At 71.1% G+C, this 23,081-nt stretch carries 24 protein-coding genes; 10 read left to right on the top strand and 14 right to left on the bottom strand.

All coding sequences use genetic code 11. The annotated features are described in order from the left end of the window. Window positions 1-15: 15 nt before the first annotated feature. On the bottom strand, window positions 16-543 hold the full coding sequence (locus AAEP80_RS02400) for an acyl-CoA thioesterase (protein WP_420365808.1): 528 nt from the start codon (window positions 541-543) through the stop codon (window positions 16-18). Window positions 544-672: 129 nt separating this feature from the next. Here AAEP80_RS02400 and AAEP80_RS02395 point away from each other — a divergent pair, with 129 nt between their 5' ends. Together AAEP80_RS02395 and AAEP80_RS02390 are read left to right on the top strand one after the other, a co-directional pair. Then, window positions 673-1,659: an aldo/keto reductase gene (locus tag AAEP80_RS02395; protein ID WP_420365807.1), complete on the top strand. Its 987-nt coding sequence runs from the start codon at window positions 673-675 to the stop codon at window positions 1,657-1,659. A 179-nt stretch (window positions 1,660-1,838) separates the two neighbouring features. Then, a complete protein-coding gene (locus AAEP80_RS02390) occupies window positions 1,839-3,227 on the top strand; it encodes a nucleobase:cation symporter-2 family protein (protein WP_420365806.1) in 1,389 nt (462 codons plus the stop codon). Between the two features lie 22 nt (window positions 3,228-3,249). On the opposite strand, the gene pucL is transcribed toward AAEP80_RS02390, so the two are convergent. The 5 genes from pucL to AAEP80_RS02365 all read right to left on the bottom strand — a co-directional run bounded on the left by pucL (window position 3,250) and on the right by AAEP80_RS02365 (window position 7,508). Next, window positions 3,250-4,155: a factor-independent urate hydroxylase gene (pucL, locus tag AAEP80_RS02385; RefSeq protein ID WP_420365805.1), complete on the bottom strand. Its 906-nt coding sequence runs from the start codon at window positions 4,153-4,155 to the stop codon at window positions 3,250-3,252. Between the two features lie 3 nt (window positions 4,156-4,158). Beyond that, window positions 4,159-4,956 (bottom strand): 2-oxo-4-hydroxy-4-carboxy-5-ureidoimidazoline decarboxylase, encoded by a 798-nt coding sequence (gene uraD / locus AAEP80_RS02380; protein ID WP_420365804.1) that lies wholly within the window; start codon window positions 4,954-4,956, stop codon window positions 4,159-4,161. Window positions 4,957-5,121: 165 nt separating this feature from the next. Continuing rightward, window positions 5,122-5,604, bottom strand: coding sequence for an FBP domain-containing protein (locus AAEP80_RS02375; RefSeq protein ID WP_420365803.1), 483 nt, complete (start codon window positions 5,602-5,604; stop codon window positions 5,122-5,124). Window positions 5,605-5,783: 179 nt separating this feature from the next. Then, window positions 5,784-6,569, bottom strand: a complete 786-nt coding sequence (locus AAEP80_RS02370; RefSeq protein ID WP_413600566.1) for a class I SAM-dependent methyltransferase — start codon at window positions 6,567-6,569, stop codon at window positions 5,784-5,786. A 33-nt stretch (window positions 6,570-6,602) separates the two neighbouring features. Continuing rightward, window positions 6,603-7,508, bottom strand: coding sequence for a helix-turn-helix transcriptional regulator (locus AAEP80_RS02365; RefSeq protein ID WP_413600568.1), 906 nt, complete (start codon window positions 7,506-7,508; stop codon window positions 6,603-6,605). Between the two features lie 88 nt (window positions 7,509-7,596). On the opposite strand from AAEP80_RS02365, the gene AAEP80_RS02360 reads away from it, so the two are divergent. Continuing rightward, the gene (locus tag AAEP80_RS02360; RefSeq protein ID WP_420365802.1) at window positions 7,597-8,427 is read left to right on the top strand and encodes an oxidoreductase; all 831 of its coding nucleotides are present in this window, start codon (window positions 7,597-7,599) and stop codon (window positions 8,425-8,427) included. A gap of 72 nt (window positions 8,428-8,499) precedes the next feature. On the opposite strand, the gene AAEP80_RS02355 is transcribed toward AAEP80_RS02360, so the two are convergent. The 4 genes from AAEP80_RS02355 to AAEP80_RS02340 all read right to left on the bottom strand — a co-directional run bounded on the left by AAEP80_RS02355 (window position 8,500) and on the right by AAEP80_RS02340 (window position 11,875). Next, on the bottom strand, window positions 8,500-9,777 hold the full coding sequence (locus AAEP80_RS02355; protein ID WP_420365801.1) for a hemolysin family protein: 1,278 nt from the start codon (window positions 9,775-9,777) through the stop codon (window positions 8,500-8,502). A gap of 97 nt (window positions 9,778-9,874) precedes the next feature. Continuing rightward, window positions 9,875-10,759, bottom strand: coding sequence for a M23 family metallopeptidase (locus AAEP80_RS02350; protein WP_413600571.1), 885 nt, complete (start codon window positions 10,757-10,759; stop codon window positions 9,875-9,877). 51 nt (window positions 10,760-10,810) lie between these two features. Then, window positions 10,811-11,449, bottom strand: a complete 639-nt coding sequence (locus tag AAEP80_RS02345) for a TMEM175 family protein (RefSeq protein ID WP_420365800.1) — start codon at window positions 11,447-11,449, stop codon at window positions 10,811-10,813. Window positions 11,450-11,458: 9 nt separating this feature from the next. Beyond that, a complete protein-coding gene (locus AAEP80_RS02340; protein WP_420365799.1) occupies window positions 11,459-11,875 on the bottom strand; it encodes a GNAT family N-acetyltransferase in 417 nt (138 codons plus the stop codon). A gap of 177 nt (window positions 11,876-12,052) precedes the next feature. Between AAEP80_RS02340 and AAEP80_RS02335 the strand changes: the two genes are divergently transcribed. Next, a complete protein-coding gene (locus tag AAEP80_RS02335) occupies window positions 12,053-12,670 on the top strand; it encodes a TetR/AcrR family transcriptional regulator (protein ID WP_420365798.1) in 618 nt (205 codons plus the stop codon). A gap of 63 nt (window positions 12,671-12,733) precedes the next feature. Then, complete coding sequence (locus AAEP80_RS02330; protein WP_420365797.1) at window positions 12,734-13,228, top strand: hypothetical protein; 495 nt, start codon at window positions 12,734-12,736, stop codon at window positions 13,226-13,228. Between the two features lie 57 nt (window positions 13,229-13,285). On the opposite strand, the gene AAEP80_RS02325 is transcribed toward AAEP80_RS02330, so the two are convergent. After that, window positions 13,286-14,983 carry a cation:proton antiporter gene (locus tag AAEP80_RS02325; protein WP_420365796.1) on the bottom strand — a complete coding sequence of 566 codons (1,698 nt, stop codon included), beginning with the start codon at window positions 14,981-14,983 and terminating at the stop codon, window positions 13,286-13,288. A gap of 27 nt (window positions 14,984-15,010) precedes the next feature. Beyond that, the gene (locus tag AAEP80_RS02320) at window positions 15,011-15,376 is read right to left on the bottom strand and encodes a hypothetical protein (RefSeq protein WP_420365795.1); all 366 of its coding nucleotides are present in this window, start codon (window positions 15,374-15,376) and stop codon (window positions 15,011-15,013) included. A 203-nt stretch (window positions 15,377-15,579) separates the two neighbouring features. On the opposite strand from AAEP80_RS02320, the gene AAEP80_RS02315 reads away from it, so the two are divergent. Beyond that, entirely contained in the window at window positions 15,580-17,790 is a 2,211-nt protein-coding gene (locus AAEP80_RS02315) for an NADP-dependent isocitrate dehydrogenase (protein ID WP_420365794.1), read from the top strand. A gap of 301 nt (window positions 17,791-18,091) precedes the next feature. On the opposite strand, the gene AAEP80_RS02310 is transcribed toward AAEP80_RS02315, so the two are convergent. Then, on the bottom strand, window positions 18,092-18,550 hold the full coding sequence (locus AAEP80_RS02310; RefSeq protein WP_281266170.1) for a DUF3817 domain-containing protein: 459 nt from the start codon (window positions 18,548-18,550) through the stop codon (window positions 18,092-18,094). 218 nt (window positions 18,551-18,768) lie between these two features. On the opposite strand from AAEP80_RS02310, the gene AAEP80_RS02305 reads away from it, so the two are divergent. The 3 genes from AAEP80_RS02305 to AAEP80_RS02295 are packed head-to-tail and all read left to right on the top strand — an operon-like array spanning window position 18,769 to window position 21,807. Beyond that, window positions 18,769-19,893 carry a Gfo/Idh/MocA family protein gene (locus AAEP80_RS02305; protein WP_413600578.1) on the top strand — a complete coding sequence of 375 codons (1,125 nt, stop codon included), beginning with the start codon at window positions 18,769-18,771 and terminating at the stop codon, window positions 19,891-19,893. Continuing rightward, window positions 19,890-20,645 carry a ThuA domain-containing protein gene (locus AAEP80_RS02300; protein WP_420365793.1) on the top strand — a complete coding sequence of 252 codons (756 nt, stop codon included), beginning with the start codon at window positions 19,890-19,892 and terminating at the stop codon, window positions 20,643-20,645. The genes AAEP80_RS02305 and AAEP80_RS02300 overlap by 4 nt, the downstream gene beginning before the upstream one ends. Next, on the top strand, window positions 20,638-21,807 hold the full coding sequence (locus AAEP80_RS02295) for a PP2C family protein-serine/threonine phosphatase (RefSeq protein ID WP_420365792.1): 1,170 nt from the start codon (window positions 20,638-20,640) through the stop codon (window positions 21,805-21,807). Before AAEP80_RS02300 ends, AAEP80_RS02295 begins: the two co-directional genes overlap by 8 nt. Here the strand turns inward: AAEP80_RS02295 and AAEP80_RS02290 are convergent. Then, window positions 21,758-22,201, bottom strand: a complete 444-nt coding sequence (locus tag AAEP80_RS02290) for a hypothetical protein (protein ID WP_420365791.1) — start codon at window positions 22,199-22,201, stop codon at window positions 21,758-21,760. The two genes, AAEP80_RS02295 and AAEP80_RS02290, sit on opposite strands and share 50 nt — an antisense overlap. A gap of 95 nt (window positions 22,202-22,296) precedes the next feature. Here AAEP80_RS02290 and AAEP80_RS02285 point away from each other — a divergent pair, with 95 nt between their 5' ends. Next, the gene (locus AAEP80_RS02285) at window positions 22,297-23,019 is read left to right on the top strand and encodes a ScbR family autoregulator-binding transcription factor (protein WP_420365790.1); all 723 of its coding nucleotides are present in this window, start codon (window positions 22,297-22,299) and stop codon (window positions 23,017-23,019) included. The last annotated feature ends 62 nt before the right edge of the window (window positions 23,020-23,081 follow it).

The following is a 23,081-nucleotide window of genomic DNA, read 5'->3' as shown; positions in this document are numbered from 1 at the left end:
CCGCCCGCGCTCCCGTCACGCCGCGGCGCTGCTGATCCGGACGGCACCGGCCCACTCGTGCACCCACTCGGGCAGCGCGAGGTCGGACGGCGCCCCACCCACGGCGTCGAGGAGCTCCGACGGGGACACCGTCCCGCCCGTCTTCCGGAGGAACCGCCCCTGCACGACGGCACGCGCGATGACCTTCCGCCGCCGGACGAACGTCTGCTCGAGGTACACCGACCGCTCGTCCACGCCGAGCACCCGCGTCACCAGCTCGAACCGCTGCCCGAGCGTCAGCGACCGCTTGTAGGTGATCGTCTGCGCCGCGACGACCGGGTACCACCCGCGGTCGGTCAGCGAGCCCCAGAACCCCGACCGGATCATCAGGTCGAGCCGCCCGAGGTCGAGCATCGACAGGTACTTGCCGTTGTTCACGTGCCGCAGCGGATCGAGGTCGGTGAGGGTCACCCGGAACGGGGTCCGCGCCTCGTCCCAGAGCGACAGTCGCGGACCGGTGCGGGTCCGCAGGCGCAGGAGCAGCAGTCGGAAGTACAGGTTCACGCATCCGATCAGAGCAGACGAGCGCCGACCGGACCCGGACGTTGGAGGAACCGGACGAACCAGGGCCCGCCCGTGACCGGTACGACCGGTGCCTCCCTCCAACCGAGCCGCGCGGAGTAGACCGGGAGCATGCAGACACGGAAGCTCGGAGAACTCGAGGTCGGCGCGATCGGCCTCGGCACCATGGGGATGAGCGCCTTCTACTCGGGCGCCGGCACGGACGACGACGAATCGATCCGTACCATCCACCGCGCACTCGACCTGGGCGTCACGCTCATCGACACCGCCGAGATGTACGGCCCGTACATCAACGAGGAGCTCGTCGCCCGCGCGATCGCGGACCGCCGCGACGACGTCGTCCTCGCCACGAAGTTCGGCATCATCACGCACACCCCCGGCGAGATGACGCCGAGCACCGAACGCGCGATCAGCTCGGACCCCGACTCGGTCCGCATCGCCCTGGAGGGATCGCTCCAGCGCCTCGGCACCGACCACATCGACCTCTGGTACCAGCACCGCGTCGACCCGAACGTGCCGATCGAGGACGTCGTCGGCCAGCTCGCCGGCTTCGTGCAGGAGGGCAAGATCCGCCACATCGGCCTGTCGGAAGCCGGTGCCGAGACGATCAGGAAGGCGCACGCCGTCCACCCGATCACGGCGCTGCAGAGCGAGTACTCCCTCTGGACGCGCGACCCGGAGGACGGCGTGCTCGACACCCTCCGCGAGCTCGGCATCGGCCTGGTGCCGTACTCCCCGCTCGGCCGCGGGTTCCTGACTGGTGCGATCACGAAGCCGTCCGACCTCGACGCCGACGACTTCCGCCGCGTGAACCCGCGCTTCCAAGAGGAGGCGTTCGCCACGAACATGCGCATCGTCGACGAGGTGAAGACCGTCGCCACCGAGGCCGGCGCATCGCCCGCGCAGGTCGCCCTCGCGTGGTTGCTGGCCCAGGGCGACGACATCGTCCCGATCCCCGGCACGAAGCGGGTCTCGCGGCTCGAGGAGAACGTCGGCGCAGCCGACCTCACCCTCACCGCCGACCAGGTGGCGCGCCTGTCGGCGCTGCCAGCCCCGACCGGCGACCGCTACCCCGACATGTCGGGCATCGGCCGGTAACCCGGCCGTCTCCCGGACGGGAGGCTCGGTGCCCGCTGGCACCGAGCCTCCCGTCCGTTCCGGGGTGCGTTTCGGGCGGTGGGGCGCGTGACCCACGCGACCCACCGCCGTCATCTCGGCGAAACAGGGGCTGCATAGCGTCCGGAGGACAACGAATCCACCGACCGCGAGGGGCAGTCATGACGACCACGAAGACCAGGGGCGAGGACGGCGTCGACGCCGTTCCGCCGCTCGCACGACTGCTGCCGCTCGGGCTGCAGCACGTCCTCGCGATGTACGCCGGAGCGATCGCCGTCCCGCTCATCGTCGGCGGGGCGCTCGGGTTCTCGAGCGCCGATCTCGCGTTCCTGATCAGCGCCGACCTGTTCGTCGCCGGGCTCGCCACGATCGTGCAGTCCGTCGGCTTCTGGCGGTTCGGCGTCCGGCTGCCGCTCGTGCAGGGCGTGACGTTCGCCGCGGTCGGACCGATGATCGCGATCGGGTCGCAGCACGGGATCACCGCCGTCTACGGGGCGACGATCGCGTGCGGCGTGTTCATGGTGGTGGTCGCGCCCTGGTTCGCCCAGTTGGTCCGGTTGTTCCCGCCGATCGTCACCGGGACCGTCATCCTCATCATCGGGCTGTCGCTCATGAGCGTCGCTGCCGGGTGGGTCACCGACGGCGGGAAGGACGGCGCAGCGAAGCCGCTCGACGTCGCGTTCGCCGCAGGGGTGCTGCTGGCGATCGTCCTCGTGGAGCGGTTCGCGCCCCGGGGACTCGCACGCGTCTCGGTGCTCTTCGGGCTGTTGGTCGGCACCGTGGCAGCACTGTTCGTGCCGGGCATGGTGGACGGATCGGGCATCGGGTCCGCGTCGTGGTTCGCGCTCGTCACGCCGTTCCACTTCGGGGTGCCGACGTTCGACCCGGCCTCCATCGTGTCGATGCTCGTCGTCGGACTCGTGATCATGACCGAGACCACCGGCGACATGATCGCCGTCGGTGAGGTCACCGGGCGTCCCGTGTCGAAGCGCACCCTGGCCGACGGACTCCGGGCGGACGGCCTCGGCACGGTCGTCGGCGGGGTGTTCAACACGTTCCCGTACACGGCCTTCGCGCAGAACGTCGGCCTCGTGGCGCTGACCGGGGTGCGCTCGCGCTACGTCGCCACGGCCGCCGGCGGGATCCTCGTCGTGCTCGGGCTGGTGCCGAAGGTCGCCGCGGTGGTCGAGGCGATCCCGCACGCGGTCCTCGGTGGTGCCGGGGTGGCGCTGTTCGGGATGGTCGCGGCGAGCGGCATCAGGACGCTCTCGAAGGTGCGGTTCGACAACCGGAACGTGCTCGTGGTGGCGCTGCCCCTCGGCATCGGGCTGCTGCCGACGATCGCGCCCTCGATCTACGGCGAGTTCCCGACGTGGTTCACGCTGGTCTTCGACTCGGGCATCTCGGCCGGGGCCGTCGCGGCGATCCTGCTGAACCTGCTGCTCGGGTCGCGCTCGGTGGCCGATCGGTACGGCGAGGACCCGGCGGTCGGCTCCTACGACGGGGTCCGTTCCACGGCGCCGATCGCGCTCCAGCCCGTGCGCGAGTAGGCCGCGCTCGGCGCGAAGCCCGTCAGATGAACGCGGGGAGGTGCTCCCACGCCGCGGGGGCGTCCTCGACACCGTCGCGCACGACCGTCCCCTCGATGAGCCCGTAGGGACGATCGGCAGCGATGAACACCTCGTTCTCGTTCGTCATGTCGAACGGCGACAGGTCCACGACGAAGTGGTGCTTGTTCGGCATCGCGAAGCGCACCTCGGCGAGTTCCGGTCGGAGCTCGATCGCCGCGCGGCCCATCTCGAACAGGGTCTGCTGCAGCGCGAGGGAGTGCACGGTCGCGAACTGCTCGAGCATGACCGCCACGACGGACGCGTACACCTCGTCGTAGTCGATCCCGGCCGACACCGCTTCCGGCAGGTAGCGCCAGCGCGCGGTGACCTCCGTCGCCATGATCCGGTCCGTGACCTCGGGCAGCGTCGTGAACCGCGTCCGCGGGAACCCGTGGAACTCCGAGCCGGTCGACTTCAGGACGACGAGGTCCTGCACCCCGCCGGTGACGTGCTGCTGCCCGTCCGACACCTGCACGGTCGCGAGCCTGGTGCCCGAACCGGTCCGCCGGAACGAGTGGTCGTGCGGCTGCCCGTCGACGGTGATGCGCTCCCACGGGTGCACCTCCGCCTGCCAGAGCCCGCCGGTCACCCAGTCGAACTCGGTGGTGAAGTGCGAGGCGAGCAGCGCGAGGAACTCCTCCGGTGCACCCACGCCGTACTCCTTGGCGAAGGCGAACACCGTGTTCTTCTGTGTGTCCGTCGCGACGATCGACGAGTTGTCACCGCTCGTGAAGGACTCGTCGAAGGCGCCCGTGAGCTGCGACGTCACCGTCAGGTCGGCGAGCTCGTGCCGGTCACCGTGTCGGGTGACCCGCACCAGACGGTTCTCGGCCTTGCCGTACTTGTTCGGTCCCAGGTGGACGGTCATGGGTCAACTCCCTCGGTAGGTGCTGTAGGCGAAGGGGCTCAGCAGCAACGGAACGTGCAGGTGGTCGGTGCCCGCGACGGTGAACGCCACGGTCACGGACGGGTGGAACGTCGGGACGCCCGCGTCGGCGAACCAGGCGCCGGTCGCGAAGCGGAGTTCGTGGTCACCGCGAGCGAGCACGTCCGGTCCGAGGGCGGTACGGCCGTCGGCGTCCGTCGTCCCGGTCGCGACGACCTCCCCGGCGGGTCCGCGGAGCGTCAGCCCGATGCCGACGGCAGGCGTGCCGGTCGTCGCGTCGAGGACGTGCGTGGTCAGGTGCGCGACGCCGAACGTCGCGCGGATGCGGTGCACGGCGATGTCGGCCAGCGCCCTGGCGGCTTCGTCCGTCTCGCGGGACGGCTCGTTCGACAGCCGTCGGGTCAGCTCCGCGAGCAGCTCCGACGGCGTCCGTCCGGCAGCGCGCACCAGGAACACGCGGCCGAACCGTTCCTCGTAGGCCGCGTTGCCGGATGCGATCCGCGCGGCGACGTCGTCGTCGGCGGTGCGCATCGAGGACTGCTCCCGCGCCGAGGACGCGTCGGTCGCCCGCTCACCGATGCGCGGGTGGTGCGCGAGTGCCGCGACGAGCTCGGGCCCGCCCCAGTCCGCGGCGTCGGCGCGCGCACGGTCGATCAGTGCGGCGACGGAGCCGAACGGCCGTGCTGCGACGAGGGCGTCCACCCAGTCGGGCACATCGGCCCATCCTCGGACGGTCGTGGCTGCGTCGAGGGCGGTCGCGTCGTTGAAATCGCCGAGGTCCATGCGGCAACGCTATGGAACGCGTGTTTCACGGGCATTTCCGTCCGGTGTCCCCTTGGTCGGCAGGCCACGGCCCTGAAACGCGGCCGACGGCGGACGGGAGGCTCGTGGCGGCCTGGCACCGTGCCTCCCGTCCGTCCTGTGGTCGCCTCAGACGCTGTGGTCGCTTCAGACCTCGGCGGCGAAGGCCGCCGCGCGGACCTGCAGGTCCTCGATCCGCTGGATCCGAGCAGCCTCGACGTCGTAGCCCTCGTAGGCGGGCGGCGGCAGTTTCCGGACGTTGCGGGAGCACTGGAACTCCTCGCACACCAGGGTGCCGACGGTGTTGCCGTTCCGACCGGCCTTGCCCGACCGCTTCGCGCTGTAGAACACGACGTCGTTCGGGAGCTTCACGTCCTGGCACCACGTGCACTGCGCCCGGGAGTTCGGCGAGGCGTCGGCCTGGCGGAACAGGATGCCGACGAGCTCGCCGTCGAGGGTCGGCACGACGGCGTACGCACGCCGACCGATCTTCGGGTCGCGCCAGCCGAGGTAGTCGAGGTCGTCCCAGACGATGTCCTCGAAGTCGGTGGGCAGGGTGATGTCGCTCGTCTCCTTGCGGGAGGCGTTGACGAAGGACGTGCGGATGGTCTTCTCGCTGATGGGGAGCATGGTGAACCGTTTCGGTCGAGCCGCTCGGGGCGCGTGGACGCGCCGCACCGAGCGGGTGTTCTGGAGGAGGGTCGACGCCGTGTGCACGACGACGGTGGCCGCGTCCGACGGACACGACCGGGGGCGTCAGGCCCTGATGCCGGCGCTGTGGGCGCCGACGACCTCCTCGGAACGGATGCTCATCCCACCAGTCTAGGAGCCGCTGTCAAGAGCACGAGCGAGCCGTCGTACGAGGGCTGGACGCGCAGGGCGCCGTGCCGGTCGTCCCACGCGCCGGTCTCGAGCGCGGTGCGGAGTGCGGCGACACTGCGGGCCGCGCTCATCTCGTCGACGAAGGACCACGCCGAGTTCGCCTTGCGGGCGCCTGGGTCGAGGAGCCGCTCGGGTCGGCCGTAGTACGCCTCGGAGAAGCCGTCGACGCACGTGAAGGGGATCGGGATGCGGGTGGTCTCGACGTCGCCGCCGAGGGCGCTGGCGATGCGGTCGAGCGCGGGGTACCGACGGGCCTCTGTCGCCATCACGTCGGGGGCGTACTCGGCGAGCCAGTAGTCCTCGACGCGGTCGGGGTCGCACGTGAGCACGACGACCGGTCCCCTCGTCACACGGCGCACCTCGGCGAGACCGCGCTCCAGGTCGGTCCACTGGTGCACGGAGAACGTCGTCATCGCGGCGTCGAACGTGTCGTCCGCGAACGGCAGGTCCTCGGCGGTGGCGTCGATCGCCGTCGCGAGTTCCGGGGGGCGCTGCGCCCGCATGGACTCGGACGGCTCCACGGCCGTGACGTCGCGGTCCCTGGGCTCGTACGAACCGGCTCCTGCGCCGACGTTGAGGACGGTGCGGGCATCGCCGAGGGCCTTCGCGATCGCCCGGGCGAACGTGGGCTCCGGGCGGCGGTACCTGCCGTACCCGGCGCCGATCGTGCCGTAGTCGGCGTCCCCCGCCGAGCCATCCGCAGTCCTGGTCACGGGCTCAGCCTACGGGGGCCCGACGCGACCGCGTCAGTCGATCGACTCGGACTCGGACTCGCGCAGGGCGGCGTACTGCTCCGCCCGCTCCGTCGCGGCCCAGGTGCCGAGGAGCGCCAGCGAGCGCTCGGACGGCGAACCGGGCTCCGCGCTGTACGTGAACATCGTCAGGCCGGGGTCGGCGACGAGCTCGAGTGCCTCGTAGTCGAGTTCGAGGGCACCGACGACGGGGTGGTCGATCCGTTTCTTGCCGGTGCGGTGCATGCGGACGTCGTGCTCGGCCCACCACGTGCGGAACTCCTCGCTGCGGGTGGAGAGCTCCCCGACGAGCGTCACGAGCCCCGGTTCGCACGGGTTCGCCACCGCTGCCGCACGGAGGATCGCGACCGAGTCCCGCGCCGTCCGAGCCCAGTCCATGAAGAACGTCCGGGCTGCCGGGTCGAGGAAGGTGAAGCGCGCGGAGTTCACCGGGCGACCGGGTCCGGCGAACATCGGTGCGTACAGGGCCCGGCCGAGCTCGTTCGCCGCGAGGACGTCCCCGCGCTCGTTCCGGACCCACGCCGGCGCGCCGGTGATCGCGTCGAGGAGTCGCTGCACGCCCGGTCGGATCCGGGTCGGCATCGTCTTGTGCATGGTCTTCACGCCGGAGTTGGCGAGCCGGGCGAGGTCCCACAGGTGCGTCCGCTCGTCCTCGTCGAGCTGCAGTGCCCGCGCGAGGCCGTCGAGCACGCTGTCCGAGACACCCTTGAGCGAGCCCCGTTCGAGCCGCGTGTAGTAGTCCACGCTGACCCCGGCCAGCATCGCGACCTCGTGCCGCCGCAGCCCGGGCACCCGACGCACCCCACCGCCGAACGAGGGCATGCCAGCCTGGTCCGGAGTGATCCGCGCCCGCCGTGAGGACAGGAAGTCGCGGATCTCACTGCGCACGTCGATACCCATGGCGAGAAGGGTACGTGCTGCACCCGGGAGCGAGGCAGGTACCAGCGGAACCCGTCTCGGACCCCCGTTGCGCGCCAGCATGGGCGACATGACCGACACCACATGGTTCATCACCGGCTGCTCCACCGGACTCGGGCGGGCCTTTGCCGAGGCGGTCCTCGCCGCCGGCGGGTCCGTCGTCGTCACCGCACGGGACGCCGCACGTGTGCAGGACATCGCCGCCACCGCACCCGACCGCGCCCTCGCCCTGTCGCTCGACGTCACCGACCCGTCCGCCGTGACCGCAGCGGTCGCCGCTGCCGAGGAGCGGTTCGGCCGGGTCGACGTGCTCGTGAACAACGCCGGGTACGGGTACCGCGCCGCCGTCGAGGAGGGCGAGCCGGAGGCCGTCCAGCGCCTGTTCGACACACACGTCTTCGGGCCGACCCGGCTCGTTCAGGCCGTGCTGCCCGGCATGCGGGCGCGCGGGACCGGCACGATCGTGAACATCTCGTCGATCGGCGCGCGGATCTCCCCCGCGGGCTCCGGCTTCTACTCGGCGGTCAAGGCCGCGACCGAGGCCCTGTCCGCGTCACTCCGGAAAGAGGTCCAGCCGCTCGGCATCGACGTGATGGTCGTGGAGCCGGGAGCGTTCCGGACCGACTTCGCCGGGCGGTCCCTGACGCAGTCCGTCACGCCGATCGAGGCCTACGCGGACACCGCGGGGAAGCGCCGCATCGAGCACGACACGGTGCACGGGACGCAGCCGGGCGATCCGGCGAAGGCAGCGCAGGCGCTGATCACCGCGGTCGAGGCCGACGAGACCCCGTACATGCTGCTGCTCGGCAACGACGCGTCCGACGGCTTCCGCGCGGCGCTCGACGCGCTGCGCGCCGAGGTGGACGCGTGGGAGTCGGTGAGCCGGGGCACCGACTTCTAGCGTCCGCAACTGCGGGCCGTCGGACCGTCGGACTGGAGGCTCGGTTCCAGCTGGCACCGAGCCTCCTGTCCGTCAGCTGGTCGCGTCCTGTCTGCTGGCCGGCTGCCGTTCGATCGTCACCCTGGCGACGCGGTGACCGTCCATGGCGGTCACCGCGAGGCGGTGCTCGCCCACCTCGACGACGTCGCCCACCTGCGGGACGCGGTCCAGGTGGACCTGGACCAGGCCGCCGACCGTCTCGTAGTCGCCGTCGGGCAGGACCGGGCCACCGTCGGCGGCGAGGTCCTCCAGAACGGTCGATCCCTCCACACCGTCGCTGACGGAGAGCGGTTCGTCGTACTCGTCGCGGATGCGGCCGACGAGGTCCTCGAGCAGCGCTTCGAGCGTGACCATGCCGGCGCTGCCGCCGTACTCGTCGACGACCAACGCGATCTGCTGGCCGCCGGTGCGGAGTTCGGCGATCGTGCTCGACAGGGACTTGGTCTCGGGGAACGCGACGAGCGGGCGCGCGATCGTGTGCACCGGGGCGCTCGCGTCCGCTGGCCGGAGCAGGTCGCGGAGGTGCACGAACCCCACCACGTCGTCTCGCGAGCCCGCGGTGACGAGGTACCGGGTGTGGCCGAGGTCGAGCGCGAGGTCGGTCGCCTCGGCGATGCTCTGCCCGGCGTCGAGCGTCGCGACGTCGTACCACGGACGCATCGACTCCCGGAGGATCCGGCCCTGGGCGTCGAGTGCACTGCGGGCGATCCGGCGGCCCTGCTCGTCGATGGCGTCGTGCTCGGAGACCAGGCCGCGGAGCTCCTCGGTGCTCATCGACTCACTCCGGGCGTCCGGGTCGCCGCCGAGCAGCCGCACCACGGCGTCGGTGCTCTTCGACAGGACCCAGATCGCCGGGCGCATCAGCGTCGCGAAGCGGTCGAGCGTCGGCGCGACGAGCATCGAGAAGCCCTCCGCGCGCTGCAGTGCCAGGCGTTTCGGGACGAGTTCGCCGAAGACGAGCGAGAGGTAGGCGATCACGAGGGTCATCGCGACGAGGGCGACCGTCTCGGCGGTGCCCTGCGCGAGACCGAGGCCCTGGAACAGCGGTGCGACGTCGGGGGCGATCGAGGACGCCCCGTACGCGGCGGAGAAGAACCCCGCGACGGTCACGCCGATCTGCACCGCGGAGAGGAAGCGGTTCGGGTCACGGCCGAGAGCTGCGACCCTGGCGCCCCTGCTGCCGCGGTGCTCCAGCTGCTGGAGCTGCGACTCGCGCAGCGAGACCAGCGCGATCTCCGCGGCGGCGAACACCCCGCCGACGAGGACGAAGAGCACGACCAGCCCGAAGGCGATCCAGGTGTCGGCGCCCATCAGCGGGGCCCGGGACTGTGGGAGTCATCCATGCCTGTGATCTTGCACAGGTCTGCTGGGATTCCCGCTACAGGAGGCTGCGAATGTGGACGGATCCTTAGAGCGAGCGCCCTGTGTGGGACTCGATCCAGGCGCGGGGGTCCACCGGCAGCGTGCCGTCCATCAGGACCTCGAGGTGCAGGTGCGCACCCGTCGAGACACCCGACGAGCCGACCAGACCGACGAACTGCCCGGCGGTGACCTCGTCGCCGACCTGCAGCGGCGACGATCCGGGGATCATGTGGCCGTAGAGCGTGGAGACCTCCCGGCCGTCGACCACGTGGTCGATGATGACCGCGTTGCCGTACGAGAAGTACGTGCCGGAGACCCGGACGGTCCCCGCTGCGACCGCGCCGATCGGTGCGCCCATGCCGGGGTTGAAGTCGAGGCCCTGGTGGAGCGATGAGCACGCGCCGCAGGGAGCGGAGCGGTAGCCGAAGCCCGAGCTCATCCTGACCGGCTTCGGGAACGGGGAACGGACGTCGCCGCCGAAGGTGACCTCGGCGCCGGCGGTCGCGCCGCCGCTGCCGCCGACCGTGAAACCGTCTCGGTTCGTGGTCGCGGTCGCGACGGCCTGCGTGACGGCGAAGTCCTGGGTGCGGACCGTGGGTGCGAGCGTGGTGGTCGCGGTGGACGTCGTGGGGCTCGCGTGTGCGGGCATCGCGGACGCGGCGAACATCACGATGGCGGCGAGGGCGCTCGTCACGGTGAGGCGGCTGGTGCGCTGCTTCGTGGTGAGCGGCGGCTTCGTGGTGGCGACACTGCGGCGGGGGACGCGGGTGAAGCGGGAGGTCGGCTTCGCGGGTCTCACGGGCTTCGCGGGCTTCACGGGTCTCGGGGGCTTCGCCTTGGCGGCGGCGCGCTCGGCCTCGAGGGCAGCGCGACGAGAAGTGTGCACCACCGGGGTGCCGGGGTGCTGGTCTGCGTCGCGGAGAGTCGTCATGGCCGCAGACCATTCTGCACGAACCTGTCCGGTTGTACAGCCCCCTCGGCGTCACATGTCGTGCTGTGCCCGCTTCTCGCGGGCGCTGTACCGCCGCTCCAGCCACGTCGAGACCCACCCGGCCGGCACCAGGATGAAGAGCCAGAACGGACCGGGCGCCGGCAGGATCGTGGCGCCCACGAGCGCGACGATCAGCGCCACGAAGGTCACGGTGCCGTCGATCGGGTGCAGCATCTGCCGACCACCGGGCCGGATGAGTTCGGGGTCGCGCCACACGGCCCACTGCATCACGGACATGCTCAGGCTCGACAGGGCGATGGTGCCGATGTAGAACGCGTTCACCCCGGCGTCCTCGGCCTCGTGGGCGATGAGGTTCGACGAGAACGGCAGGAAGGCGATGCTCGCGAGCCAGACGAAGTTCACCCGCAGCACCAGGGTCGAGTACGACTGTGTCGCCTCGAACAGTCGGTGGTGCGACAGCCACAGGCGCGAGATGACGACGAAGCTCACGACGAAGGCGATGACCGTGCCGATGTTGTCCGACAGCAGGTCGCCGAGTGACTTCTCGTCGATCTCGCCCGCGACGTCGACCAGCGGCAGGAGCAGCAGGGTGATCGCGATGGCGACGGTCGCGTCGGAGAAGTTGACGAGCCGGTCGAGGCCCCGTTCCGTCCGCAGCATCCGCGCCATGGCGCCAGCCTAGGGCTGCAGGACCCGCTCGTAGCAGACCGAGAGTTCGGAGTCGGCGTAGTGGCCGTAGCGCGGGATCGCGGTGTACCCCTCGCGCTCGTAGAACCGCATCGCGTCCGGCTGCATCGTCCCGGTCTCGAGGACGACCCGTTCGGCGCCGAGTCGCGCCGCGTGCCGTTCGAGTTCCCGGAGCACGGCGGCGGCGACACCGGATCCCCGGGCCGCCGGGGCGACGTACATCCGCTTGACCTCGACCGCGGTGCCGTCGAAGAGCGCTGGTCCGAGGGGGCGCAGACCGCCGCAGGCGATCGGGGTGCCCGTCGTCGGGATGTCGGTCGTCGGGGTGTCCATCGTCGGGGTCTCGGTCGTCGGGGGCTCGGTCGTCCTCGCGACGAGGAACACGGGGACGTCGACCGCGCTCGGCACGGTCCCCGGCTCGTGGTCGTCCGATCCGTACCGGGAGTCGAGTTCGACGCGCTGCGCGGCGCGTAGGCGGCTGCGTCCTCGTGGTCGAAGGGAACGAGGTCGATGGTCCACATGGCGTCTCCCGGCGGTGTCGTGATCCGTATCGATCGTTACGGTAACAGATGTTACGGTAGGTGCATGCCGCGAACCCGGGACGTCGATGCGCAGCGCCGAGACCTGTCCGAAGCGGTCTGGCAGGTCCTCGCCGACCGCGGTGCGCCCGGCCTGACCCTCCGCGCGGTCGCCGAGCGCGCCGGGTGCACGACGGGCCTCGTGCTGCACACCTTCCGGGACAAACGCGCGTTGCTCCTGCACGCCAGGGACCTGCTCCACGAGCGGACTCGAACCCGGATGGACGCCAGCGAACGCTCCGCCACCGGACCGGCGGAGGCCCTCCGCGCGATCGTGCTCGATGCCCTGCCGGTCGACGAGCAGCGGCTCGCGAACTCGCGCGTCTGGATCGGTTTCCTCGCCGCAGCGCTCGCCGACCAGACGCTCGCCGAACGGCACGCGGCGCACAACGCCGCGTTCCGGGAACGGCTCACCGGACTCCTCCACCGGGCGGCGCCGTCGGCGATGGACACGGCAGCAAGGGTGGGCGCACTTGCCGGTGCGGTCGAGGGGATCTCGGCGCTCGCGGCGGCCGATCCGGAGTCGTGGCCCGTCGCAGCGCAGGTCTCGGCGGTCGAGGTCGTCCTCCGGGCGGCGATGTCCGACGAGTCGAGCAGCCTCGGGGCCGGCCTGGGAGACGACTGATCCGGGCGGCGTGTCCCTCGGCACTTCAGTAGGGTCCGAGGAGAGCGAGCGGAAGGACCCCTCATGGCCCGATCGTCGCGAGAGCGGCGCGAACCAGTCGATCTCCGGACGGCGGACGTCGTGCTGGCGGGCACCCAGGAGCTCCTCCCGGTGCTCAGGGTCGCCGCGGTCCGTGCCGGGGTGGACGCCAGGCGGATGCGGGTGATCGGGGTCGACGACCTGCCGGAGCCGGAGGGCTCGGGGGCGGCGGAGCTGGCCGTCATCGCGATCCGGCGTCCTGGCGACGACCCGGCGTTCCACCGTGCGCAAGAGGCGGCCGAGCGCATCGACCCGCTGCTCGCGCCCAACGCGGTGCGCATCGTCGTCACGGTGTCCGGGCTCACACGTCTGGCGCCCAAGCTCGAACGGACGCTCACCGCCGAGGTGCTCCACCAGATCGGTTCGGCATCGGCGCCGAACGCCTTCAAGGCGCCGTTCCGGAACCTCCGCATGCGGCTGGGGCTCGCCGCGCTGCAGACGGCCGGCGTCCGGGTGTTCCGCATCACGATCGGGCACTGACGCATCACGGTCGGGCACTGGCGCTTCACGGTCGGGTGCTGAGCGGCCGACGCGCGGTCAGCCCGTCGGGCCGCCCCGGAGTTCGAGGGCGATCTGCTCCGCGTCGAGGTTCCGCAGCACCGACTCGAGCACCTCGGCATCGAACACACCGTCGTCACGGGCGTCGAGCAACGCGGAACGCTGTGCATCGAGCACCTGCAGCCGTCGGACCTTCTCGCGTCCGAACCACGCGCGGAGCTCGGCGGGGTCGGTCGCCTCGAGTTCTTCGCGGGTCCGTGGTGTGAGTTCGTTCGCGTCGTCGGCCCGCACCGACTCGGCGGCCGTCCGCATCACGGTCATCAGGCGGCCGCGTTCCTCGGCATCCCCACTCGAGGCGTCGGCCGTCGGCGGACTGATCCTCCGCAGCAGCGGGCCGATCGTGCCGCCCTGGATCAGCAGCGAGAGCCCCGCCACGACGAACGCGACGAACACCAGCAGGGACCGCTGCGGGGTGTCGTGCGGCAGCGTCTGTGCTGCCGCGACGGTGACCGCACCACGCATGCCGGCCCACACGACCGCCGTGCCCTCGCGCCACCCCATCGGCGCCTTCGTGAAGTACTGGATGTCCGCGAGCATCCGGCGGACCCGGGTGCCGAAGCGCTCGAGGTCGCGTTCGGACGGTGCGCGGTTGCCGAACCGGTGATCGGTCAGCGCCTGCGTCGTGGACTGCGTGTCCGCGTTCTGGAACCCCTGCAGGCGCTCCTGCATCCGTGCTCCGCGCCGGGCGCTCTTGGACAGCCCGAACAGCAGCGGGACGACGTACGCCGTGCGGACGAGGATCGTGAGCACGAGCGCCCCGACGGCGATGAGTAGCGCCGGGCCGATCCCGGCGTGGTCGGACTGCACGTCCGAGACGATCGAGGCGAGCTCGAGGCCCATCACCAGGAACACCGCGCCTTCGAGCACGAACTCGACGGTGCCCCAGTTCTGCGCGTCTGACAGTCGGTGGTTCGGCGGCAGCACCCGTGGCGCCCGGATGCCCGTGACCAGCCCGGCGACCACGGCGGCGACCAGTCCGGACGCTCCGACGTGCTCGGCCGGGATCGACGCGACGAACGGCACCGCGAACGACAGCGCGGTGTTGACGGTCGGGTTCGTGATGCGCGACCGGACCCGCAGGTTCAGCCAGCCGACGACGAGCCCGATCGCCACCGCGACGGCGACCGCGAACGCGAAGTCCCCGACGGCACCCCAGAACGAGAACGACGCGGCCCCGGCGACGATCGCGGTCCGGAGGAGCACGAGCGCCGTGGCGTCGTTGAGCAGGGACTCGCCGTCGAGGATCGCGATGACTCGACGGGACACCGAGGTCTGCTTGACGATCGACGTGGCGACGGCGTCCGTGGGGCTGACGATCGCGCCGAGGGCGATGCCCCATGCCAGCCCGAGCCCCGGGATGACCCACGCGAAGAAGAGTCCGAGCACGAGCGAGCTCGCGACGACGAGCACGACCGACAGGCCGCTGATCGCACCGAACTCGCGCCGGAAGTTCATCGTCGGCATGGACACCGCCGACGAGTACAGCAGTGGCGGCAGGACCCCGGCGAGGATCCACTCCGGGTCGATCTCGGCGTTCGGGATCCACGGCACCAGGCTCGCGACGATGCCCACCGCGACCAGGACGAGCGGCGCGGCGATGCCGATGCGCGGGCCGAGTACGGCGGCGGCCGCGATGACCAGCAGGGCGATCACGCCCACGACGAGGAGTTCTGTCACTCCCCCAGCGTGGCACCGTTCGGCGGGTCAGTCTCCGTCGTGCCCCGGTTCGTGGACGGAAGCGGCGGTCACCGCATGGTGTGGAGGAGCCACGACGTCCACGATCGCGATGCTCCCGGCGATGAGCGTCAGCGCGAGCGCTCCGGCCGTGCACGCCGTCCCGATGCGGCGCAGGCGGGACACGGATCCGCGGTTGCGCGGCGCGAACACCGCGAGACCGCGGGCGGGTTCGGGGCCGACGAGCCACGGGCCGCTGCCGTCGGCGTCGTAGGAGAAGGGGCCGGATCCGTCCGGTGCGTAGCGGAACGGGCCGCTGCCGTCCGAGGCGTACGCGGAGCGGAGGTCCTCGGCGGTCCACCCGAAGTCCTCGGGGCGGCGACGTGCAGTGGGCATGGTGTGCTCCTCTCGACCCCTCCAGTGCACGGCGGTTCCCTATGTGCATGCAGTGACGCGTCTGGATGTCGCCTGCGCGATGGCTGTCCACAGTTGGGGTCTCGACGAACTCTCTCCACAGCCCATGTATCTTGATGTCGAGATATCGCTCACGACGAGTAGCGTGGAACCACCGACGCGCGAACAAGGGAGTACCCGCCAGCATGGCCAAGATCATCTACACGCTCACGGACGAGGCACCGTTCCTCGCCACCCACTCCTTCCTCCCCGTCATCCAGGCGTTCGCCGGCACCGCCGGCGTGGACGTCGAGACGCGGGACATCTCGCTCTCCGGCCGCATCATCGCCCTGTTCCCGGAGCGGCTCACCGACGAGCAGCGCCTCGACGACGCGCTCGCGGAGCTGGGCGACCTGGCGAAGACGCCGGAAGCCAACATCATCAAGCTGCCGAACATCTCGGCGTCGATCCCGCAGCTCAAGGCGGCGATCAAGGAGCTCCAGTCGCAGGGCTACGACTTGCCGGACTACCCGGACGAGCCGTCGACGGACGCCGAGCGCGAGACCCGCGCCCGGTACGACAAGGTGAAGGGCAGCGCCGTCAACCCGGTCCTGCGCGAGGGCAACTCCGACCGCCGTGCACCGCTGTCGGTCAAGAACTACGCCCGCAAGCACCCGCACCGCATGGGTGCGTGGAGCCCCGAGTCGAAGACGAACGTCGTGACCATGGGCGTCGACGACTTCCGCTCGAACGAGAAGACATGGGTCGCTCCCGCCGACGACACGCTGACGATCACGTTCGTCGGTGCCGACGGGCAGGAACAGGTCCTCAAGCAGTCGATCCCGGTCCTCGCCGGCGAGGTCATCGACGGCACCGTGCTGCACGTCGGTCCGCTCGAGCAGTTCCTGCGCGCGCAGATCAAGCGCGCCCAGGACGAAGGCATCCTGTTCTCGGTGCACCTCAAGGCCACGATGATGAAGGTCTCCGACCCGATCATCTTCGGGCACGTGATCCGCGCCTTCTTCCCCGACGTGTTCGACCGCTACGGCGCCGACCTCGCCGCGGCGGGTCTCACCCCGAACGACGGGCTGAACTCGATCCTCACCGGGCTCGACGCGCTGCCGAACGGTGCGGACATCAAGCAGGCGTTCACGGACGGCATCGCCGCTGGTCCCGAGCTCGCCATGGTCGACTCGGACAAGGGCATCACGAACCTGCACGTCCCGAGCGACGTCATCGTCGACGCCTCGATGCCCGCGATGATCCGCACATCCGGCCACATGTGGGGCCCGGACGGCGACGAGCACGACACCCTCGCCGTGATCCCGGACTCCAGCTACGCCGGCATCTACCAGACCGTGATCGAGGACTGCCGTGCCAACGGCGCCTTCGACCCCGCGACCATGGGCTCGGTGCCGAACGTCGGCCTGATGGCGCAGAAGGCCGAGGAGTACGGCTCCCACGACAAGACCTTCGAGGTCCCCGCCGACGGCACCGTCCGCGTGACGAACGCCGCCGGTGACGTCGTGATCGAGCACCAGGTCGCGCAGGGTGACATCTGGCGTGCGTGCCAGACCAAGGACGTCGCCATCCGCGACTGGGTGAAGCTCGCCGTCACCCGGTCCCGCGCCAGCGCGACGCCGGCCGTGTTCTGGCTCGACGAGACCCGCTCGCACGACGCAGCGCTCATCGAGCTCGTCCACCGGTACCTCGGCGAGCACGACACCGACGGTCTGCAGATCGAGATCCTCTCGCCGGAAGACGCGATGCGCTTCTCGCTGGAGCGCATCCGCCGCGGCGAGGACACGATCTCGGTCACGGGCAACGTCCTCCGCGACTACCTCACCGACCTGTTCCCGATCATGGAGCTCGGCACCTCGGCGAAGATGCTCTCGGTCGTGCCGCTCCTCGGCGGCGGCGGCCTGTTCGAGACCGGGGCCGGTGGCTCCGCGCCGAAGCACGTGCAGCAGCTCGTCCAGCAGAACTACCTGCGCTGGGACAGCCTCGGCGAGTTCCTGGCGCTGGCGGTCAGCCTCGAGCACCTCGCCGCCGTGACCGGGAACCAGCGCGCGAAGATCCTCGGTGAGACCCTCGACCGGGCCACCGGGACGTTCCTCGAGCAGGACAAGTCCCCGGGGCGCAAGCTCGGCACGATCGACAACCGTGGCAGCCACTTCTTCCTCGCGAAGTACTGGGCGGAAGAGCTCGCGGCGCAGACCGAGGACACCGAGCTCGCTGCGGCGTTCGCCGAGATCGCGAAGCAGCTCGACGGTCAGGAGCAGCAGATCGTCGAGGAGCTGATCGCCGTGCAGGGCTCCCCCGCCGACATCGGTGGCTACTACCGTCCGGACGACGCCAAGGCGAGCGCGGTCATGCGCCCGTCCGCAACGTTGAACGCGGTCCTGGCCGCCCTGTAACGCAGGCAGTCCACCGACGGGAGGCACGGTGCCAGCTGGCACCGTGCCTCCCGTCTGTCTGTCCGTCTGCTGTCTGCCTGACCAAGCAGCGCTCGCGACCGGCCACGACACCCCGCCCGGTTCCGCCGACTGGTCGCCATCCGTCGCTCCGGTGCTTCCGCGCCGACGACTCACGACCGCTCGGCGGAAGTGAGCGGGGTGTCGTGACCGGTCAGCGGGGACGGGACCGCGGAAGTGAGCGGGGTGTCGTGACCGGTCAGCGGGACGGGCTCGGCGGAAGTGAGCGGGGTGTTGTGACCGGTCAGCGGGACGGGACCGGCGGGCCGATCGTCAGCAGCACCACGAACACCAGGACGACGAGCACCACGCCCACCACGACCGCGACCGCCGGGCGACGCACCACGGAGAAGAGCAGGCGGTCCCAGAAGCCGGGCTGCGTCCCGGCCGGAGCGGAGCGCCGCCAGGGGCCGTCGAGCATGCCCCGGCGTGCGACACCGACCTCGAACGGCAGCGTCGTGTACGGCACCACCGCACTCGCCCATCCGAGCGCCAGCGTGCCGAACGACCACCGCTGGTTCACCGCGACCACCGTCGTGACGACGAGGTACGCGAGGAACACGAAGCCGTGCACGCTGCCGCCGATGCGCACGGGCAGGTCCCCCAGCCCGAAGCCGTACTTCATCAGCATGCCCACGAGGAGCATCGTCCAGGTCACGAGTTCGGCGACCGCGAGGGCACGGAACAGGGATCGAGGCGTCATGCCTCCATCGTCGCGGACCACGGATGGGAGACCTCCGCGCGCGTTCCTTCCCCTCACACGCGCGATAGCAAGCCGAATCGCGCGTAGGGGGTCAGGACTTCGGGCGTCCTACGCGCGATTCGACCGCCTACGCGCGATTCCGCCCACCACCACCCCCGGGACGGCAACACGCCGCCTGTCGTATCGATTCGACCCGCGCCTCCGGTAGCGTCGGTGTCATGTCGATGACGACGAACACGACCACGGATGCAGCACGCACGCTCCGCGTCGGGGTGGTCGGTCTCGGGTTCGCCGGGACCACGCACCTCGATGCCTACACCGCACTCCCGGGGGTCGAGGTGGTGGCGCTCGCGGGACAGGAGACGGCTCGACTGGCCGAGCTGGCCGAGACCCGGCACGTGCCGAACACGTACGAGGACTGGCAGGACCTCGTCGCGAGGGACGACCTCGACATCGTGTCGATCGGCGTCCCGAACGCCCTGCACCACCCCATCGCGGTCGCCGCGCTCGAGTCCGGCAAGCACGTCTTCTGCGAGAAGCCCCTCGCGACGACCGGCGCCCAGGCGCAGGAGATGGTCGACGCCGCCGTCCGGAACGACCGCGTGCTCGAGGTCGCCTACAACCACCGCCGTCGCGCCGACGTGCAGTTCCTCGCCGACCACCTGCGGAACGGCGGCGCAGCGAACCCGCTCGGCCACGTCTACCACGCCCGCGCGAGCTGGCTCCGCCGCGCCGGCATCCCCGGGATCCGGAGCTGGTTCGCGAACAAGGAGACCGCCGGCGGTGGCCCCCTGATCGACCTCGGGTCGCACGTGCTCGACATCGCACTGCACCTGATGGGCGAACCGCGCGTGGTCACGGCGAGCGCCGTCACGTACAACGAGCTCGGCAGCGCCGGCCGTGGCGGCAGCGAGCGGACCCCGGTGTCGGCGGCGACCGACCGTCCGTTCGACGTCGAGGACTTCGCGAGCGCGCTGCTCCGGTTCGACGACGGGTCAAGCCTGTTGCTGCAGGCGAGCTGGGCGAGCTACTCGAAGGACGTCGAGGACATCGAGGTCGAGCTCCTCGGGTCGACGGGTGGTGCACGGCTGTTCGTGCGCGACTACGCGACCGAGGGCACCGTGACGCTCTACTCCGACGAGCAGGGCATCCCGACGGTCACCCGGCCGGGCGTGCAGGTCCCCGGCGGGCACCACCAGCGGGTGATCGAGGAGTTCATCGCCACGATCCGCAGCGGCCTCCACGACGGGCACCACGGCGAGTTCGCGCTGCACCGCAGCAGGGTCGTCGACGCGATCTACGCGTCGGCACAGGCAGGACACGAGATGGAGATCGAGCAGTGAAGAACATCGTCGTCTGGAACGAGAACGTGCACGAGACCCGCGGTGACGCGACAGTCGTCGAGCACTACCCGAACGGCATCCACACCGTCGTCGCGACCGCGCTGCAGGAGCACCTGCCGGAGGCCTCGGTCGGCACGGCGACGCTGCAGGAGCCGGAGCACGGTCTGACGCAGGAGCGCATCGACGCCACGGACGTGCTGTTCTGGTGGGGCCACGCGGCCCACGAGGAGGTCAGCGACGAGGTCGTGCAGCGCGTCGTGGACGCCGTGCACGCCGGCATGGGCCTCGTGGTGATGCACTCCGGGCACTACTCGAAGCCGTTCAAGCGGCTGATGGGCACGACGTGCTCCCTGAAGTGGCGGAACGACGGCGAGCGGGAGCTCGTCTGGACGACGGCGCCCGACCACCCCATCGCGAAGGGCGTCCCGCACCCGATCGTCATCGACCGCCAGGAGATGTACGGCGAGTACTTCGACATCCCCCGCCCCGACGAAGAGGTCTTCCTGTCGACGTTCACCGGCGGCGAGGTGTTCCGCTCCGGCGTCGCCTACCGTCGTGGCCGCGGCAGGGTCTTCTACTTCTCGCCCGGTGACCAGGAGTACCCCGTGTACCACCACCCGGACATCCAGCGGGTGCTCTCGAACGCCGCGGAGTGGGCCGCTCCCACCACGCCGCGCCGGGTGCTGACGGCCGACGAGCACCCGCGCGACTGGTTCCTCGCCGAGGGTGCGGTAGACAGGACGCGTGACTGACACCCAGGCGGACCGACGGAACGCGCTCGTCGAGGCCCTCGGGGTGCTCGGCAGCGGTCCCGAGGAGCGGTTCGACCGCATCACCCGGATGACGCAGGCGGCGTTCGGGGTGCCGTTGAGCTTCCTCAACCTCGTGCACGGCGACCTCGTCACGGCACAGTCCGCGCAGGGCTGGCAGCAGGGCGGGAGCGCCGCCGCGAGTGACGTGTTCTGCTCGACGACCGTGCTGCAGGACGGGCCGATGGTGGTGCCGGACACCGCGCTCGACCCGCGGTTCAGCGGGCTGCCCGCCGTGACGGGCGAGCCGGGCATCCGCTTCTACGCGGGTGCGCCGCTGTCCATGCTCGACGGCACCCGTGTCGGCACGCTCTGCATCATGGACGCGAAGCCCCGCGAGCTCTCGGCGGAGGACGTGGAGTTGCTCCGTGACCTCGCCCGCTGGGCGGAGCGGGAGCTGGGCCACGCGATCGACCGGGACCGGGTCCGGCGGGTGCTCGACGCGCTCGTCCCCGATCCGATCGACGTCCCCGGCTACGACTTCGCCGCCGTGTCCTCGTCACGCGAGGGGTCCGGCGACGTCGCGGACTGGCGCCTCGCGGCCGATGGGACGATCCGACTGACGATCGGTTCGGTGTCCGCCGCCGGCAGTGCGGCCGGCCTGCTCGCGTCGACGCTCCGCGCCGCCGTCGTGGCACGCACCGACGTGCAGCTGGGAGCGGACGGCCAGGCACTGGAGGCCCAGATCGGCGCCGACCTGGAGGCCGCCGGTGCCGTCGGGTCGCTCTTCCACGCACGGATCGACCCGACGACCGGTCACGTCACGTCCGTGGACGCCGGCCACGGCCTGGCGCTGCACGTCCGCGCCGACGGCACCCACACGGTGCTCAGGACGATCGACCTGCCGATCGGGCTGCAGCCAGAGGGCACCGCGCGGACCCACGTCGAGGTCGACCTCGCACCTGGTGACCGCCTCGTGCTGTTCACCGCTGGGCTCCTGTCGCTCGGTGGGCTCGACGACATCGGTGCCGTCGCGGCCCTGGCGGCAGCGGAGGAGGCCACGGCGTTCGTCGACCGCATCCGGGCGCTGCGCGAGGCCGCTCCCGACGCCGACGTCAGCGTCGCGGTGCTGACCCGCCGTGCAGGGTCGGACGCGTCAGCGTGACGACGAGCAGCGTCGCGAGCAGGCCGAACCCGCACAGCTCGATCCCGAGTCCGGCGAGCTGCCAGTAGGCGCTGCCGACGTGCTGCGGCTGCGTGATGGCGTCCGGCCACCACGAGTCGATGAGCGGGAAGGACCCCGGGAAGGGGTCGAGCCCGAACACGGCGAGACCGCCGAGCAGCATCACGACGCCGAGGGCCGCCATCGCGCCACGGCTGCCGCGGAGCATCCGCACGACGAGCGCGGCGGCGATCCCGACGAGCCCGACGACCGCGATGAGGAATGCGGCGACGAAGACCCCCTGGGTCGGCAGCGCGAACCAGTCGAGGACCGCGATGGGCACGAGCAGCCATCGACCCGCCCGGGCCCAACGTGTCGGGTTCCGCCATCCGTCCATGCCGGGAACCGTAGGACACGTCACCTGACGGTTGCCGGTAATCTGCCCGACGCCGCCCGGGACCCGCCGATACGATCGGCCTCGGAGGCACGCACTTGGCAGAGGACGGACGGTCGCGGCAGCAGCGCGCGGTGGCGACACGGGCGGCGATCCTCGAGGCCGCGGCCCACGAGTTCGACGAGCACGGGTACGTCGGCGCCTCGATGGACGCCGTCGCCGAGCGAGCCGGGCTGACCAAGGGCGCGCTCTACTTCCACTTCGGGTCGAAGCACGACCTCGCGGGGGCGGTCATCGCCCAGCAGCACGAAGTGTCCAGGCGGTACGGCGAAGCGGCGTCCACCCGGGCGACGTCCCCGCTCGAGGCGATGATGTGGATGTCGCAGGGACTCGCGACGCAGATGGTGTCCGAGGTCGTCGTGAGCGCCGGCATCCGGCTGTCGACCGAGGCCGCGACGGCCGAGGTGGCACGGCAGAACCCGTACACCGACTGGATGGCGGTCGTCGCCGAGCTGATGCGGCAGGGGGTCGCCGCGGGCGAGGTCGACGATGCCTGGGACGCGGAGATGCTCGGGCGGGTGATCATCCCCGCGTACACCGGCGTCCAGACGGTCTCCGACGTGCTGGCCGACCGCGCGGACCTGTTCGAACGGCTCCGCGACCTCTGGACGGTCCTGCTCGCCGCGATCGTCACGGAGCGGATGCGCCCGGAGATCCAGCGGCTGGTGGCCCTCATCGCCCCGGACGAGGACGACGCACCCGACGCATCTCACGAGCCAGACGCATCTCACGAGCACGTCGCGCGGACCGAGGCGCCCTGACGCCGGTCCGACACGACCACGGGTCGTGAGTCCCCCCAGCGACACCCACGCCTCCGACCCTA

Origin of the sequence: Curtobacterium sp. L3-7, assembly GCF_048756585.1 — a bacterium.
GTDB lineage: Bacteria > Actinomycetota > Actinomycetes > Actinomycetales > Microbacteriaceae > Curtobacterium.
The sequence above is the reverse complement of the archived record's forward strand: the minus strand, read 5'-3'. Positions and strand labels throughout refer to the sequence as shown.